The organism is Chryseobacterium sp. WX (assembly GCF_029542485.1).
Taxonomy (GTDB): domain Bacteria; phylum Bacteroidota; class Bacteroidia; order Flavobacteriales; family Weeksellaceae; genus Chryseobacterium; species Chryseobacterium cucumeris.
Genome location: NZ_CP120710.1, coordinates 2,566,742 through 2,583,558 on the forward strand (window position 1 = coordinate 2,566,742; position 16,817 = coordinate 2,583,558).

The window sequence follows — 16,817 nt, forward strand, 5'->3', positions numbered from 1 at the left end:
CTATCTTTGATCATTAAAAAATCATTTCGGTTATGAAACTAAAAGTTGTTATACTTTCACTTTCTGTATTTGCATATACAGGTTTCACCGCACAAAATATTCAGAATAACCCGGGCAGCAATCACGGCAATAAGTTTGAGCAGCTGGGAACTATTCTGCCAACACCCAACATCTACAGAACAGCTTCAGGAGCTCCCGGTCACGGATACTGGCAGAACAGAGCCGATTACAACATCACTGCTTATCTGGATGAAGATAAAAGAAATCTGAAAGGTTCAGAAACGGTGACTTACTACAATAATTCTCCCGATGAGTTGGATTATATCTGGCTGCAGCTTGATGAAAACGAACACTCAAGCATCAGAAATGCAGGATATGACACTTCATCTGTACTTCGTTCTTCCACTACGGACCAGCAGCTTAAAGTTTCTGAACTTCCTGTAAAAGATAACGGTTATGGTGTAAGTCTTGAAAAAGTAACAGATGCTTCAGGGAATCCATTGAAGTATACGGTGAACAAAACGATGATGCGTATTGATCTTCCAAAAGTTTTGAAAAAGGGAGAGAAATTCGTTTTCAAAGTAGACTGGAACTACAATATCTCTGACAGAATTAAAATGGGAGGCCGAGGAGGTTTTGAAAACTTCCCTGAAGATGGCAATGACCTGTATACTATGGCACAATGGTACCCAAGAATGTGCGTGTATAGTGACTTCCAGGGCTGGCAAAACCACCAGTTTACAGGAAGAGGTGAATTTGCCTTGGTCTTTGGAGACTTTAAGGTTTCCATGAATGTACCTGCCGATCATATTGTTGGCGGAACAGGAGAATGTAAAAATTATGATCAGGTATTAACTTCTGATCAGCTTTCAAGATACAGAAAAGCAGAAAATGCTTCTGAACCTATAGAAATTGTAACGTTAGACGAAGCTAAAAAAGCGGAGAAAAATCATTCAAAACAAAGAAAAACATGGGTTTTCGAAGCGAAAGATGTTCGTGATTTTGCATGGACTTCTTCCAGAAAGTTTGTCTGGGACGGAATGCGTGTAACGATTCCTGAAAACAACAATAAAGTAATGGCTATGAGTTTCTATCCAAAAGAATCTTACGGCCTTTACAGAAAGTTTTCTACAAAAGCGGTAGCTCATACCATTAAAACGTACTCAGAATTTACGATTCCTTATCCATATCCTGTAGCACAATCCGTAGAAGCAGCCAACGGAATGGAATACCCGATGATCTGTTTCAATTTTGGCAGAACCGAAAAAGACGGAACCTATTCTGAAGGAACCAAAAACGGAATGCTCGGAGTAATTATTCATGAAGTTGGACACAACTTCTTCCCAATGATCATCAATTCTGATGAAAGACAATGGGCATGGATGGACGAAGGCCTGAATACCTTCACAGAATATCTTACAGAAGAAAAGTGGGATAATAAATTCCCATCCAAAAGAGGACCGGCATGGACGATCGTAGATTATATGAAACTTCCGAAAGATCAGCTGGAACCTATCATGAGTAACTCTGAAAATATTGTTCAGTATGGTCCGAACGCCTATTCAAAACCTGCTACAGGGCTGAATATTCTTCGTGAAACAATCATGGGAAGGGAACTTTTCGACAAAGCATTTAAAACCTATGCCAAAAGATGGGCATTCAAGCATCCTGAACCCGCAGATTTATTCCGTACCATGGAAGATGCCAGTGGTGAAGACCTTGACTGGTTCTGGAGAGGCTGGTTCTACGGTACAGATCCTGTAGATATTGCTATTGATAAAGTAACGGTTGCTGTTCCTAATCTTGAGAGTGATCCAAAAGCTGCTGCTGAAGTACAATATCAGGTTGAAAAACCATTGGTAAACAGTTTTGAGGATCTTTCAAAAATCAGAAACAGAGAAGATAAGAATATCAAATTCTATGTAGATGGTGATAAAGATGTTCAGGATTTCTATTACAAATATGACAGAGGTCAGGAAAAGATTGATAATAATAAGCAATACACCATCAAAACAGAGGCAGGTCTTCCTTTAGATGCAAAGGATAAAGAGAAATTCAAAAATATTACAGGATATCAGATCGATTTTGTGAACAAAGGTGGTCTGGTAATGCCAATCATTCTTGAATTCACGTTTGAAGACGGATCAAAAGTATATGACAAATCTGCAGCACAGATCTGGAGACTGAATGAACAAAAAGTTTCCAAGACGTATTATTTTGATAAGAAATTAAAATCTATTCAGCTGGATCCAATGAGAGAAACTGCTGATATTGATACAACCAATAATTTCTGGAGCAGCACCGGAACGGGTACTGAAACTTCAAAATTCCAACTTTTCAAACAAAAACAGGGAAGAGGTTCTGTAAGAGGAGGTTCAACCGGAAAGGTTAATCCAATGCAGGCCGCAGGAAAAAGTTAAAATCAAAAGGTTGTAACTTTTAAGTAATACAGCACTACTTCATATTAAAAGGGCAAAGAATACTTCTTATAACCTTTTTAATATGAAGTATTTTTTTGTTTAAACCTTTTCATCCCAAGTTCATTCATCCATTGAACTACCTTACAATACCAACACCTTTCTTTCGTCTATAAAAAATATAACAACCTGACTTAAAAAGTTTTATATTTGAATCACCATAACACCAAATGTCAAAAACCTGATTGACAATAAATGCTCAGGGTTCAAAAAAAACAAAATATTACTTATGAAAAATGCCAAATTACTAAGCAGAGATGCTCAGAAAACCATCAATGGCGGGCTTGCTGCCAGACTCGTATGCTGCGAACGCGACGACAACGGAAAATGTACTTTATGGATCGGACCTGGACAAAACTGTCCTTAGTTCTGTCATCTGATAACAATTTTTATAAAGCCGGAAATTTCCGGCTTTATCTTTTTTCTTATCATATATTTTACTTACAACCTGATAATCAAAATTTTATTATAAAAAAAATCAACTATAATATATCACACAATAAAGAAAAATACTATCTTTGATTCACTTCTTTTACACCAAATGTCAAAATCCTGATTGACTTTAAATGTTCAGGGATATACAAACCAAAATATTATTAACTATGAAAAACGCTAAATTATTAAGCAGAGATGCTCAGAAATCAGTCAATGGCGGAGCAGCAGGACGTATTTGCTGTGAGTACAATTACAAAGGACAATGTATCCTGTGGATAGGACCGGGACAATATTGCCCATAGTTCCAATCCTTAGATAACAATTTAAGATAAAGCTGGAAATATTCCGGCTTTATTTTTTAACTTAAATGTTCTTTTACATTCTTTTTATAAGTTCTCCCTAACGGAAGCTCATCGCCGTTTTTCAAAAAAACATGGCTGGAATTATACGAATTGATATGTTCTGATAACACAATATAAGACTTGTGAATTCTGATAAAACCGAAATGTTGAAACTTCTCTTCAAAATTGGACATTCTCTCCAGAATCATATACTTTTTCAACGGCGTCATCAGGACAATATATTCTCCGAATCCCTGTATCCAGAGAATATCTTTTAGAAAAACTTTATTCATCACATAATTGGATTTGAACATAATAAAGTCTTCCTGCTGCTGACTGCTGGCTGAGCTTTTAAACTGAACAAAATCCCTTGCTTTATGGACTGCTTTTTTAAATGTTTCAAAATCCACAGGTTTGATAAGGTAATGAACAACATCCAGCTCAAAGGCTTTCACTGCATATTTTGTTTCCAGGGTAAGAAAAATACATAGTGGCGGATCAGGAAGCTGCTGCAAAAGCTCTACTCCATTAATACCAGGCATATTGATATCGAAAACAACAAGATCTACTTTATTGGTTTTCAGAAATGCCAGCGCTTCTTCCGGTTTCTGAAATGAAGCCAGCAGTTCAACCTCTTCAAGCTGATCGCAATATTGTTTTACAAGCTGCAATGCAGGATATTCATCATCTACATTTACGATAGTCAGATTAGCCATTGATAGTAATTGTTAAAGCTATTTTATATTGATCATTTTCTTTCGGGCCGGAATAAAACTCATACTGATCCGGATAAAATTTTTCCAATATATGAATAATTGCTTCGTTACCCAATCCGTGATAATCAGATTCAGCGACAAGAGTTCTATCTTTCCCGACAGAATTTATAATTTCAAAATACAGTTCGGAGCGCTCAATATGACAGAATAATTTTATAAAAGCGTGAGCATCTTCTCCTATTGCTGAATGTTTTAAAGCGTTTTCAAATAAAGTCAAAAGTATAGCAGACGGGATTTCCGCAATGTCAAATTCTTCCTGGTCTTCAATATCCATGACAATATCAAGCTGATTATTATATTTAAGCTGATACAACGTAGCAAGTGCTTTTAATGAAGAAAATTCCTGAGAAACGGTTACTTTTTCTTTCCCGCTGTCATAAATAATATATTTCAAAAGCTTGCTCAACTGCAAAATAGAATCAGATGTTTTCTCTGAATGGGTAAAACTGTTGGCATATATATTATTAAGGGTATTCAGCAAAAAATGAGGGTTCAATTTAGACTTCAACAAATCAAGATAAAGCTGATCTTTTTCTTCTCCAAGGCTGATCACATCCTGTTCTATTAAAAATTTGTCTTTGGTAATTCCCAAAAAAGAGCCCACCAGAATGATGATTCCCTGTGAGATATACACGTTATATAAAAAACCAACGTGGTAGCCTTTTCCAATGAAATCCATCTGAAAAACGGCAGGTTCCCAAAGAATTCTGAAAAGACTGGACCCCAGAAAGAGGATCAAAGCATAGAGGATAAACTCCGGGTATTTATTGGACAAATAGAACCGGGGAACCAGATAATAGTACACCAGATAGTAAATTCCCACATTGAAAATGGTGTTCAAAATAATACTTATCACCAACTGATTTGAATCCAGGAAGTAGTTTTCGGTGAAATAAGTCATCAAAATGAAGATAAAAAGGAAAAAAATGTGCTGAAACCTCAACAAAAATTTCCAACGGTATTTCATAAGACTTTCCAGAATCTTACCACTAAATAAAATTCTGATAATCAATAATATAATAATAAAATTAATGATTAAAAACATAGTCTATACCTTATTTTGAAACGCCTCAAATATAAATATCTTTTTGCCTCAAAATGCAGTTCGTTGAGAAAAACTGTCATTGATTGAAAAATTACAGAGCCGCTCTTTCTAATAAATATATTTGAAAAAGTACAATATTAACCCAATATTATATGAAAATCAATATAAAATTAACCCTTATTTTATCATTATGTTTATTCAACGGACTTTATAGTCAGAGTAAAGATAATTACAATATGTGGTTTCAGTACCTAATGTCGGCAAAGCTTACCGATAAAAGTACTTTAACTGCACTTACCCAGTACCGTTCCTTCGATCTGGCTTATGACACAAGACTTTTTCTGGTAAATGCTTATGTAGATTATGAAGTAGCTGAAAATATAAGACCTGCCGCAGGAGCCATGTTTCTGATCCTCGAATCTTATAATGCCGACGATTCTAAAAAGATAAGATATGAAAAAAGACCTTTCCAGCAGGTAACTGCGGAGTATTTCATCGGGAGAACCTCCATCTCTAACCGCCTTAGAGTGGAAGAACGTTTCCTCAGCAATCCCGATGAATTTGAGGTAAGAATCCGGTATCTGATTTCTGTGAGAATTCCTTTCAATAAAAAAGGAGAAAAAGAAAAACTCTATGGTATTCTTAAAAATGAAATAAGAATGAATGTGGATAAAACAGAGCCTTTCGACAGTAATCGTATTACCGCAGGCCTTGGAATAAAAGTGGGAAAAAATTCTGCTCTGGAACTGGCCTTTATCAATCAGATGGAAACCGGAAAAACAAGTAACTACGGATTTATAGGCTTCAGAAACAGTTTTGACTGGAGAAAAAAGAAACAACAATAACCTCATTAATATTTATAGATAACTATGCTAACATTTCTTGGTTTTTTAATGATTTTCATCTTCATGATTCTCATCATGAACAAAAAGATGACTCCTCTCACCGCTTTGGTCATTGTGCCGGTAACCATAGCCCTTTTTGCAGGCTTTGGTCCTCAGTTGGGAGACATGATGAAAAACGGTGTCAAAGAAATAGCTCTGACCGGTGTTATGCTGATCTTTGCGATCCTTTATTTCAGTTTAATGATAGATACGGGACTTTTTGAACCGCTAGTGAATATAATTTTAAAAGCAGTTGGAGACAATCCCATCAAAACAACAATAGGAACTGCTGTTCTTACAGCATTGGTTTCATTGGATGGTGATGGTTCATCTACCTATTTAATTGTCGTGGCTGCTATGCTTCCGTTGTATAAAAAACAAGGGATGAATCCGCTGATTCTTACCTGTATTATTATGCTTGCCGGGCAGATTATGAATATTCTTCCCTGGGGAGGACCAACAGCAAGGGTAATGAGTTCCCTGAAGCTTGGCCACACTGAAATATTTGTGCCTATGATTCCTATTATGGCTATAGGTATCCTGTGGGTTATATTTGTTGCCTATATTTTGGGCAGAAGAGAAAAAATACGAATTGCAAAACATGGTAAGTTTACAAACTACAACAGCAATGATATTATTGGTGAAGCAGATCCTTCACTCCGCCGCCCGAAACTGATTCTAATCAATCTTGCTCTTACCATAACCCTTTTGGTAGTCATGATTCTTGATATTGTTCCTTTAGGGATTGCCTTTATGATTGCTTTCTGTATCGCTTCCATCATCAATTATCCCAAATTAAAGGACCAGCAGAAAATCATTTCCAAACATGCAGGAAATGCCCTATCAGTGGCCGGAATGATCTTTGGGGCCGGAATTTTTACAGGAATCCTGAACGGATCGGGTATTATGCAGGCAATGGGAAACAGTATGATAGAAATAGTTCCTAAGAGCTGGGGCGGTTATATGAATATTGTGACAGCCTTATTCAGTATCCCGTTTACTTTTTTCCTGTCTAATGATGCCTACTACTTTGGAATATTGCCTATTATCGTTGCTACCGGTCACCAATTGGGAATTTCACCGGAAATATTGGGAAGAGCAAGTCTTATCGGGCAGGGTTCTCACCTTCTCAGTCCATTGGTTCCGTCTACTTATCTGTTGGTATCGCTGGCGGGTGTGGAGTTTTCAGATCATTTGAAATATACATTAAAGTGGGCCTTGGGATCATCAGTCATCATGTTGCTGAGTGCATTGGTTCTTGGTATTATATAAGGTTATATCTTTGAATTTCGTAATCTTATTATCTATAAAAAAGTGAATGATGAAAACTGTTAAGCAAAAAACATTTACAGACTCCTACTTAAGGAACCTTACGCTTTACGTGTTCACGGCGATTATCTGTGGCGCATTAACGGGTTATTATTTTCCGGAAGTCGGTAAACAGCTGGAAACGGTAAGCAGTTACTTTTTTATGCTTCTTGAAGTGTTGATCATTCCTGTTATTTTCATTGCGGTGACCTATGGCGTAAGCTATATTTTCAGCACTAAAAATGCTTTTAAAATTGTAATCCAGATGGTTCTGTATTTTTTAATCATCACTTCCATAAGCATTGTATTGGGAATCGGGTCCGGTCTTCTTTTAAAGCCGGGAGCCAACACGGGAATTATTATTTCTTCGCACAAGGCACTTCCGGAAAGATTTTTAACAACGGCCAGCAACCCACTGCATATCAGCAACTATGTGCTTTTTCTTTTCATATCCATATCTGCGGGAGTTGTGATTGGTATTTCGAAGAAGAGAAATAACATCTTTAAAGCTTTAGACGCAGGAAGAAATCTGTTTTTCAGGCTCATCAAATATGTGTATCTGTTTCTACCAATAGTCATTTTCTGTAACATCGCTTATGGCATTTCGGTATATGGAATCAATACTTTGCTGCCCTTAAGTAAAATTGTGGCCACAGTGTATCTTACCAGTGTATTTTTTATTTTCGGGATATTAGGCGTTATAACAGCTTACTTTAAAATTAATCTCTGGGATTTTCTGATCAGCATCAAAGAAGAAATCATTCTTGTAGTGGCCACTTCTTCTTCGAAAACTGCCTTCCCAATGATCTTTGACAAAATGGAATCACAGGGCTATGACCGGAAAATTCTTCGTCTTATTATTCCTCTTGGATATAATTTCAATCTGGCAGGAGCTTGTATTTATCTTTCTATTTCATGTATTTTCCTCGTTCAGCTTTACAATATTCCCCTTACACCAATGGATTATTTCTGGCTTTTTATCACCATTTCCATTGCTTCCAAAACGGCTTCGGGAGTACCGGGATCAGGCTTTCTTGCGCTGATGTTTACCCTAAGCAGGTTTGGAAAAATTCCCACCACGGATCTTGCGCTTTTATATAGCATAGACCGCTTTATGAACGAAGCGAGATCGGTTACCAATTTCATCGGCATTTCAGTTTCTGCTGCCATTATTTCAAAACTTAATCAAAATTCTATTCCTTTAAAAAATGATATTTCCTGATTTTACACACCTTTTCAATGACATCGTAGAAAACCCGGCAAAATCCATTGCTATTATCGGCAATCTTATTCTGATCGAAAGCCTTCTTTCTGTAGACAATGCAGCAGTACTGGCCACCATCGTCATGGATCTGCCCGAAAACCAAAGAAAAAAAGCCCTGAAATACGGAATCCTTGGAGCTTATGTATTTCGCGGGCTTGCTCTTATTTTTGCTTCCGTCCTGATTTCCGTATGGTGGCTGAAACCATTGGGAGGATTCTATCTGATTTATATTTCCTTTGACTGGTTCATCAAAAAAATTAAAAACACAAATGATGAAGAAAATCCTGAGGAAAGCCCGAACAAAGAATCCAGCTGGCTGTATAAAAATTCCATCGGATTGCTGGGTCAATTCTGGGCAACGGTTGCTATTGTGGAAGTGATGGATCTTGCTTTTTCTATAGATAATGTTTTTGCAGCAGTGGCTTTTTCAGATAATTTACTTCTGATTACGTTTGGGGTTTTTATTGGAATTTTAGCGATGAGATTTATTGCGCAGTGGTTTGTCCGTTTGATGCAGGTATTTCCTTTCCTGGAAACGGCAGCTTTTATTGTCATTGCCATTTTAGGAATTAAATTAAGTCTGTCCTTATACGAGCACTTCTACCCTGCTACGGCATTCGCTCATTTCTTAGGCAGTCATACCATGGAAATTTTAGTTTCCGCCCTTACCGTTCTGTTGTTTGTAGTACCGGTAACAACCAGTTATCTTTTGGGATTTCCGGCCCGAAAAAAATAATTTTTCTGCCAAATTTTCACATTCAAAAATAAAAATCTGCCATTTCAGCCATCAGCGTCTCATGGCATACATTTAGAGACTTACAACACAGAAATAATTAAAAAATTAAATATATTATGTCAGTAAACTTTAAACCATTGGCAGACAGAGTTCTGGTAGAGCCAATCGCAGCAGAAACTAAAACAGCTTCAGGAATCATTATCCCGGACACTGCAAAGGAAAAGCCGCAAGAAGGTACTGTAGTAGCAGTAGGTCCTGGTAAAAAAGACGAGCCTACAACGGTTCAGGTAGGTGACAAAGTACTTTATGGTAAATATTCAGGTTCTGAATTGAAGTTGGAAGGTAAAGATTATTTGATCGTAAGAGAAGCTGATTTATTGGGAATTATTGGCTAAGATTTCAGATCACAGACATCAGATTTCAGATTAAAAATCAAATTAAAAAAACTTTTGTTAGTTGTCTAATATCTGACATCTAACATCTAATATCTAATCAAAAATGGCAAAAGAAATAAAATTCGATATTGAATCAAGAGACGCTCTAAAAAGAGGGGTTGATGCATTAGCAAATGCAGTAAAAGTAACTTTAGGTCCTAAAGGGAGAAACGTAGTAATCGAAAAATCTTTCGGTGCTCCACATGTAACTAAGGATGGTGTTTCTGTAGCAAAAGAAATCGAACTTGAAGATAAGGTAGAAAACATGGGAGCTCAGATGGTAAAAGAAGTAGCTTCCAAAACCAACGATATCGCAGGAGACGGTACTACTACCGCTACTGTATTGGCACAGGCTATCGTAAGAGAAGGTCTTAAGAACGTAGCTGCAGGTGCTAACCCTATGGATCTTAAAAGAGGGATCGACAAAGCAGTAACTGCTGTTGTGGAAAACCTTAAATCTCAATCTCAGGAGGTTGGAGATTCTTCAGAAAAAATCAAGCAGGTTGCTTCTATCTCTGCCAACAACGATGATACCATCGGTTCTTTAATCGCTGAAGCGTTCGGAAAAGTAGGTAAAGAAGGAGTAATCACTGTAGAAGAAGCTAAAGGTACTGATACAACCGTAGACGTTGTAGAAGGTATGCAGTTCGACAGAGGATACCAGTCACCTTACTTCGTGACGAACCCTGAGAAAATGTTAGCTGAACTTGAAAACCCATATATCCTTTTAGTAGAGAAGAAAATTTCTTCCATGAAAGAATTGTTACCTGTTCTTGAGCCAATTGCACAAGGTGGTAAGTCTCTATTAATTATCTCTGAAGAAGTTGAAGGAGAAGCTTTAGCTACTTTGGTAGTCAACAAACTAAGAGGTTCTCTTAAAATTGCTGCTGTAAAAGCTCCAGGATTCGGAGACAGAAGAAAAGCTATGCTAGAAGATATCGCTATCCTTACAGGTGGACAGGTGATCTCTGAAGAGCAAGGTTTCACTATGGAAAACATCTCTTTAGATATGCTTGGAACTGCTGAGAAAGTAACGATCGACAAAGACAACACAACTGTTGTAAACGGTGGTGGTGACGAAGCGAAAATCAAAGGAAGAGTAGCTCAGATCAAAGCTCAGATGGAAACTACAACTTCTGACTACGACAGAGAAAAACTTCAGGAAAGATTAGCTAAGTTAGCTGGTGGTGTTGCTGTACTTTATGTAGGTGCTGCTTCTGAAGTAGAAATGAAAGAGAAAAAAGACAGAGTGGATGATGCCCTACACGCTACAAGAGCAGCTGTTGAAGAAGGTATCGTTGCAGGTGGTGGTGTTGCTTTGGTAAGAGCCATCTCTGCACTTGACAATCTTTCAGGATCTAACGCTGACGAAACTACAGGGATCAAAATCGTGAAAAGAGCAATCGAAGAGCCATTAAGACAAATCGTTGCGAACGCAGGTGGTGAAGGTTCTGTAATCGTTGCTAAAGTAGCAGAAGGTTCAGGAGACTTCGGATACAACGCGAAAACTGACGAGTATGTTCACATGCTTGAAGCAGGAATCATTGACCCAACTAAAGTAACAAGAGTTGCCCTTGAAAACGCAGCTTCTGTATCTGGAATGCTTCTAACAACAGAATGTGTTATCACTGAAGTGAAGAGCGCTGAACCAGCTATGCCAATGGGTGGTGGAATGCCAGGAATGATGTAACAGCGTGTCGCTGAGACAAATTAATATACTAACCGCTTTGCTTTTGTAGGGCGGTTTTTTTATACAGAAAATCCAATGGACTTTCTACTTGAAATTTTATTTGTAATTGCACACATTATATATGGGCGTAATACGTAAATTTGAATGTTATCGGCAATCCGATAAACTAATGATATACAAAATTTAATAAAGAATTGAATGACAAAAAAAATAGTAGTTTTGATAATAACCTGGTTAGTTTTTGTTTTTGCTGACTACTTTTGTCTCCCCTATTTTGTTCAACCATTTTCTTGGCTTTTAGTGTGTATAATCTTGCTAATTTTAACCGTAAGACAAGTCATAAAATTAATTAAAGAAAAGAAAAACATAAAGGCAAACAGAATAATAAATCTTTCAGTAACATTGAGTTTATTTGTTCTAACGTTTTACAATTTCAACAAAATCCCCAACTCCATTATTGAAAAAATTGACTGGAGTATTTCTTACAATAAGCGCAATCAAATAGTAAAAGATGTTTTAACAGAAAAATTGAAACCCAATACAAAAATGAATAATGGCATTTGTAAACTTTCATGTGACTTCCCCATTATTTCAAATGGCGGAAATGATATTTGGGTTTATCAAAATAAAACAGAAGGTACGAAAACTATCAAATTCTGGATTTCTCGGGGCTTTTTCGAAGCACCACAAACCTATTTTATATTCACAAATGATAATGAGACACAAAAACAATATGAAGAACTAATAAAAGTAAAACCTGAAAATAATTGGAAGTTAGAGAAAAATTGGTACCGGATAATGGAACGAGATTAAAATTTCTTTAATCAGAACTATCTCACTCGACAAAGCTGCTAAACTACAACATTAAAGTAAATCAATACTTCGGGTACAACGCGAAAACTGACGAGTATGTTCAAATGCTTGAAGCAGGAATCATTGACCCAACTAAAGTAACAAGAGTTGCCCTTGAAAATGCAGCTTCTGTATCTGGAATGCTTCTTACAACAGAATGTGTTATCACTGAAGTGAAGAGCGCTGAACCAGCTATGCCAATGGGTGGTGGAATGCCAGGAATGATGTAATAGCGTGTCGCTGAGACAAATTATATAGACCGCTCTGCTTTTGTAGGGCGGTTTTTTAGTGCAATATGGTTTCCCGTAAGAAATGTTATTTAAAAAACTTAAATTAGTAAACATTAATAAATCTATAAAAGTATTCATATAATTAAATTCTTATGATATTAATAATATGACTATTAGTATTGTACAATACACTAAATCAAATTTATGATAGAAAGACAGCCAGAAAAAAATGAGAAAGATGCATTAGAAATCTTATCTAAACAATTATCACAAATTGGTTTTAATGTAAAATTTAGCGACAATGTACAAAGGCTTAGAGGTCCTGACTTTATCGCAAATAAAAGAATTAATGGGATAGAATATAAAATTGCAATTGAATTAAAAAGTAATAAACAAATTACGGAAGCGATAAGAAATGGCATAAATACCTTAAAAGAAGTCAATAAAAAAAATCATTTCGATAAACTATTGCTACTTCTCTTAAATAAAAATAGTAAAAATTTTAACAATGCTAATTTAATAAAATATCAAAATGAAAATCCTACAAATCTTGAAATAATTAATCTTGATGACCTAGAAAAATGGTCACAAAATCTGTCTGATGAAATATCACCAAAAGAACAAAATGAAGTATTCTTCTACATCAGACAAATAAGTAAAAAGTTTATAGAATTAGTGGGTAAGGATATTGAAAATCTTAAAGACTTAGAATGGCGCGATTTAGAAAGAATGGTCTCAGAACTTTTTGAAGGAATTGGATTTAAAACAACATTAACACCAAGTAGCAAAGATGGTGGAAAAGACATAATCTTAGAATGTTTAATTAATGATATACAAAAGACTTTTATTATTGAAATAAAACATTGGAGAAGTGCTACAAAGGTTGGGCAAGCTGCAGTTAAAGAATTTACTCAAGTAATAATAAATGAAAAAAGAGATAAAGGGCTATTCCTTTCAACTTATGGATTTACAAATAATTATTATGAAAGTCTTAGTGAAAAACAGAAATCAATAGTACATTTTGGAGAAAAAGAAAAAATAGTAGAGCTATGTAAAATTTATGAAAAAATAAATAATGGCATCTGGAATCCCATTTATACTTTAGAAGATATTTTATTTGAAAATACAACTGGGATTTAGATTTATAATATACCCCGTTACCGCGCGATTGCATTGTGTGACTTTGTAACCACGAAAGGATTCGTGCAGTAGCAGGGAATGAATTTATAAGTCTATTTGACGATCAAAATAGAAAAATCGCAACGTTAAAAGTAAACATATATTCTAATTTACCTGAATTTTTAGAACTTTACATTGTGAACATACTGGATATGAATTAACCTCTCTACAAACTGTAATTGAGAAGATTAAAAAACTTTACAAATACATAAAAAATCATTCAATATCAATTATGCCTCTTACAACAGAATGTGTTATAACTGAAGTAAAGAGCACTGAACCAACTATGCCAATGGGTGGTGGAATGCCAGGAATGATGTAACAACGTGTCGTTGAGACAATTTAATATACTAACCGCTCTGCTTTCGTGGAGCGTTTTTTTGTAGAATATGGTTTCCCGTAAGATATTTCTTTCACAATGTTTTAATTTTATTAATAAATTTCAAATAAAAAATATTTAATCTAAGAAGTAAAATTTAAAAATGATATTTAAATACACAAAAGGAAGTAAATCATTCAATTTCTATGATTCAAAAATAGACAACAATCATAACATTTTTACAGTGATAGTTGGAAAAAATGGTACGGGAAAAAGTCGCTTATTAAATGACATTATCAGTAAATTTGTCCCAATTAGCCAAGTAAATACTACAACTTTTATCAGTCAAAATTATCGAAAAATAAATACAGATATTGATTTAGAAATATCAGAAAATCCTAATAAAGTAATAGCAGTCTCCACAAGCCCATATGATAAATTTCCTCTTCCAAGATTTCATTTAAGTAAATATAATATTGATAAATTTTATTCATATGTTGGTATTCGGGATCTAAGAACAACTAATTTTTCATTAGGGTTTATGTCCAAAATAATAGGACAATTATTGATGATAAGAAGCCAAAATAAAGATCAATTTGCTAAAATAATCAACGTCTTAAACTATTTGGGATATTCTGATGAATTTCATATAGCTTTTGAGTATAGAATACTGAGTTCTGAGCTAGAAGCTCTATTAAAGAGTAAACAAGCTGAAGAAACATTTTTTGAAATATTTTCTCAAAGGAATATTAATCGTCCACATCTTCATTTCTTTAGAACTGAGGATGACAAATTGGATATTGATAAGTTCAATAAATTAAAAAATATCTTAGAACAAATTAAAAACAGAAGACGGATCATATATAACTTAGTACTTGATTCAAATACTATTGATTCTGAAATTGATATTGAAAATATTTCATTTTTGATAGAAGCAGGAGTTGCTAGATTACGTGATGTTGGTCTACGTAAATTAGCTAATAATAAAATTTTTAAAATTAGTGATGCTAGTTCTGGTGAGCAATGTATTTTTACAACTCTTGTTGGTATAAGCTGTAACATAACTGATAATGCACTAATTCTAATTGATGAACCAGAAATTTCTCTTCATCCTGAATGGCAAGAGAAATATATTCAACTTTTAATTGAAACTTTTAAAAAGTTTAAAAATTGTCACTTTATAATTGCTACGCATTCGCCTCAATTAATTTCTAAATTGTCAACCGAAAATTGCTACATATTACAGATGGATAATAAAGAACTTATGAATGCTAAATATTATGCCAACAATTCTATTGATTTCCAACTAGCGAATGTTTTTAATCATCCAGGTTTTAAAAATGAATACCTCCTTCGTATTGCTATGAATATCTTTTCTAATATTTCTAAAAATAAAAAATTCAAAAAGAATGATCTTGAAAATTTAAAAATCTTAGAAGATCAATCAAATTATTTAAGACAGAATGATCCTGTATACGATTTATATAAAACAATAGCTCAATTAAGGAAAATTTATGAGTAAAATTATGAATGCCTACAATTATAGTGAGGAAGAAAAAAAATTAATCAAATCTATCTCAAAAGAAAGCGATATTTGGAGTCTTGATGAAATAATAGATTTGAAAAAGGAAATCAGAAACTTTTATAGAAAGGAACAAAAAATTCTCTGCGCTTATTGCAGAAATCCGGTATCATTAGTTTATCCAGACAATTGTCATGTTGAACATATAGCCCCTAAATCTTTATATCCAGAATATATTTTTGTGTCTAAAAATTTATGTGTAATATGTGCGGATTGTAATAAAATAAAAAGGAATCAAGAAACAATAGATAAAGTACCTGATACTATCAAGAAAAAATTAAAAACAAAATACCCTGATAAATCAGAGCACTTTAATATTGTACATCCACATTTTGATAATTATGATGACCATATACATATTGAAAATGGCTTTTATATAGATAAGGCATCAAAAAAAGGGAACTTTACTATTGGGGCATGTTTATTAAATAGAAAGTTTTTATTTATGGGATGGGAGCCGCAAACAGTGAACAATACTGAAATGATTAATAAAATTACGAAAATATATAAAGAACCAAAACAGGATAAAAGAGATGATATGTTACAGAAAATAATTAAAGAACTATCATAAAAATATCTCATGCTAAGCAAAATTTACGACTTCGGAAAATAAGCACAAGTAAGTAATGTTGCTACGCGAAGACACTATTGGTTTTATCTAACTATTAAAAACTAAATGAAAACTGAAATAAGTAAAATTATAAAAGACAACAATCTTAGAGATTTAATGACTGACATTAATGAAGTTGTTTTAGACTCATTTTTAGAAGATGGAATAGTAAAAGATATACCAATTTTAGGACTAGTCTCCAAAGCAATTAACTTTGGTAACACAATTCAAGAAAGACTTTATACAAAGAAATTATTAACATTTTTAAAGCAACTTGAAAATACTAAGCAAGAGGATAGAGAAAAGAAATTAATGAAATAGATGAGAATAAAAACTATAAAACTAAAGTTGGTGAAAAACTACTATACATAATAAACGAAGCTGATGATTGTGAAAAAGCAGGATACATTGGAATTTTATTCAAACATTTTTTAGAACAAACACTTTCTTATGTAGATTTTATTAGATGTGTAGATTGTATCAATAAAACTAACATTATTGATCTAAACTTTTTTATTAAGGAAAGCTTTCTTGAAAGCTATATCAATTCTAACGTTGAAAATTATTTGAATAGCGGCTTAATCACACAAGAATATAAAAATCCTTTGAATGAAGATTATAAAAAGGGAAGTTTTTATGGAAAGGCACATATAAA

At 34.4% G+C, this 16,817-nt stretch carries 16 protein-coding genes and 1 pseudogene; 15 read left to right on the top strand and 2 right to left on the bottom strand.

Annotation, left to right across the window (positions count from 1 at the left end):
- The first annotated feature begins 32 nt into the window (after nucleotides 1–32).
- The 3 genes from PZ898_RS11455 to PZ898_RS11465 all read left to right on the top strand — a co-directional run bounded on the left by PZ898_RS11455 (nucleotide 33) and on the right by PZ898_RS11465 (nucleotide 3,214).
- Nucleotides 33–2,420, top strand: coding sequence for a M1 family metallopeptidase (locus PZ898_RS11455; protein WP_277695538.1), 2,388 nt, complete (start codon nucleotides 33–35; stop codon nucleotides 2,418–2,420).
- Nucleotides 2,421–2,706: 286 nt separating this feature from the next.
- Nucleotides 2,707–2,844, top strand: coding sequence for a hypothetical protein (locus PZ898_RS11460; protein WP_167348788.1), 138 nt, complete (start codon nucleotides 2,707–2,709; stop codon nucleotides 2,842–2,844).
- Between the two features lie 235 nt (nucleotides 2,845–3,079).
- A complete protein-coding gene (locus PZ898_RS11465) occupies nucleotides 3,080–3,214 on the top strand; it encodes a hypothetical protein (protein ID WP_262486832.1) in 135 nt (44 codons plus the stop codon).
- A 56-nt stretch (nucleotides 3,215–3,270) separates the two neighbouring features.
- Here PZ898_RS11465 and PZ898_RS11470 read toward each other — a convergent pair whose 3' ends face one another.
- Nucleotides 3,271–3,969, bottom strand: coding sequence for a LytTR family DNA-binding domain-containing protein (locus tag PZ898_RS11470; RefSeq protein WP_062675894.1), 699 nt, complete (start codon nucleotides 3,967–3,969; stop codon nucleotides 3,271–3,273).
- Nucleotides 3,962–4,930, bottom strand: a complete 969-nt coding sequence (locus PZ898_RS11475; RefSeq protein ID WP_277695539.1) for a histidine kinase — start codon at nucleotides 4,928–4,930, stop codon at nucleotides 3,962–3,964. Before PZ898_RS11475 ends, PZ898_RS11470 begins: the two co-directional genes overlap by 8 nt.
- A gap of 296 nt (nucleotides 4,931–5,226) precedes the next feature.
- Here PZ898_RS11475 and PZ898_RS11480 point away from each other — a divergent pair, with 296 nt between their 5' ends.
- The 12 genes and pseudogenes from PZ898_RS11480 (at nucleotide 5,227) to PZ898_RS11535 (ending at nucleotide 16,483) form a co-directional block, all read left to right on the top strand.
- Nucleotides 5,227–5,919 (top strand): DUF2490 domain-containing protein, encoded by a 693-nt coding sequence (locus PZ898_RS11480; protein WP_120232840.1) that lies wholly within the window; start codon nucleotides 5,227–5,229, stop codon nucleotides 5,917–5,919.
- Nucleotides 5,920–5,994: 75 nt separating this feature from the next.
- Nucleotides 5,995–7,230, top strand: coding sequence for a citrate:proton symporter (locus PZ898_RS11485; RefSeq protein ID WP_277695540.1), 1,236 nt, complete (start codon nucleotides 5,995–5,997; stop codon nucleotides 7,228–7,230).
- Nucleotides 7,231–7,276: 46 nt separating this feature from the next.
- The gene (locus tag PZ898_RS11490) at nucleotides 7,277–8,488 is read left to right on the top strand and encodes a cation:dicarboxylase symporter family transporter (RefSeq protein ID WP_277695541.1); all 1,212 of its coding nucleotides are present in this window, start codon (nucleotides 7,277–7,279) and stop codon (nucleotides 8,486–8,488) included.
- Nucleotides 8,475–9,266: a TerC family protein gene (locus PZ898_RS11495; protein ID WP_277695542.1), complete on the top strand. Its 792-nt coding sequence runs from the start codon at nucleotides 8,475–8,477 to the stop codon at nucleotides 9,264–9,266. The genes PZ898_RS11490 and PZ898_RS11495 overlap by 14 nt, the downstream gene beginning before the upstream one ends.
- A gap of 116 nt (nucleotides 9,267–9,382) precedes the next feature.
- Complete coding sequence (locus PZ898_RS11500; protein WP_002976538.1) at nucleotides 9,383–9,661, top strand: co-chaperone GroES; 279 nt, start codon at nucleotides 9,383–9,385, stop codon at nucleotides 9,659–9,661.
- Between the two features lie 103 nt (nucleotides 9,662–9,764).
- Complete coding sequence (gene groL / locus PZ898_RS11505; RefSeq protein ID WP_062675889.1) at nucleotides 9,765–11,390, top strand: chaperonin GroEL; 1,626 nt, start codon at nucleotides 9,765–9,767, stop codon at nucleotides 11,388–11,390.
- 198 nt (nucleotides 11,391–11,588) lie between these two features.
- Nucleotides 11,589–12,203 carry a hypothetical protein gene (locus tag PZ898_RS11510; protein WP_277695543.1) on the top strand — a complete coding sequence of 205 codons (615 nt, stop codon included), beginning with the start codon at nucleotides 11,589–11,591 and terminating at the stop codon, nucleotides 12,201–12,203.
- A gap of 68 nt (nucleotides 12,204–12,271) precedes the next feature.
- Nucleotides 12,272–12,472, top strand: a pseudogene (locus PZ898_RS11515) (TCP-1/cpn60 chaperonin family protein); the annotation flags it as partial.
- 204 nt (nucleotides 12,473–12,676) lie between these two features.
- Complete coding sequence (locus PZ898_RS11520) at nucleotides 12,677–13,612, top strand: restriction endonuclease (protein ID WP_277695544.1); 936 nt, start codon at nucleotides 12,677–12,679, stop codon at nucleotides 13,610–13,612.
- A 521-nt stretch (nucleotides 13,613–14,133) separates the two neighbouring features.
- Complete coding sequence (locus PZ898_RS11525; protein WP_277695545.1) at nucleotides 14,134–15,492, top strand: ATP-binding protein; 1,359 nt, start codon at nucleotides 14,134–14,136, stop codon at nucleotides 15,490–15,492.
- The gene (locus tag PZ898_RS11530) at nucleotides 15,485–16,123 is read left to right on the top strand and encodes an HNH endonuclease (RefSeq protein WP_277695546.1); all 639 of its coding nucleotides are present in this window, start codon (nucleotides 15,485–15,487) and stop codon (nucleotides 16,121–16,123) included. Before PZ898_RS11525 ends, PZ898_RS11530 begins: the two co-directional genes overlap by 8 nt.
- 105 nt (nucleotides 16,124–16,228) lie before the next feature.
- Nucleotides 16,229–16,483, top strand: coding sequence for a hypothetical protein (locus PZ898_RS11535; protein WP_277695547.1), 255 nt, complete (start codon nucleotides 16,229–16,231; stop codon nucleotides 16,481–16,483).
- The last annotated feature ends 334 nt before the right edge of the window (nucleotides 16,484–16,817 follow it).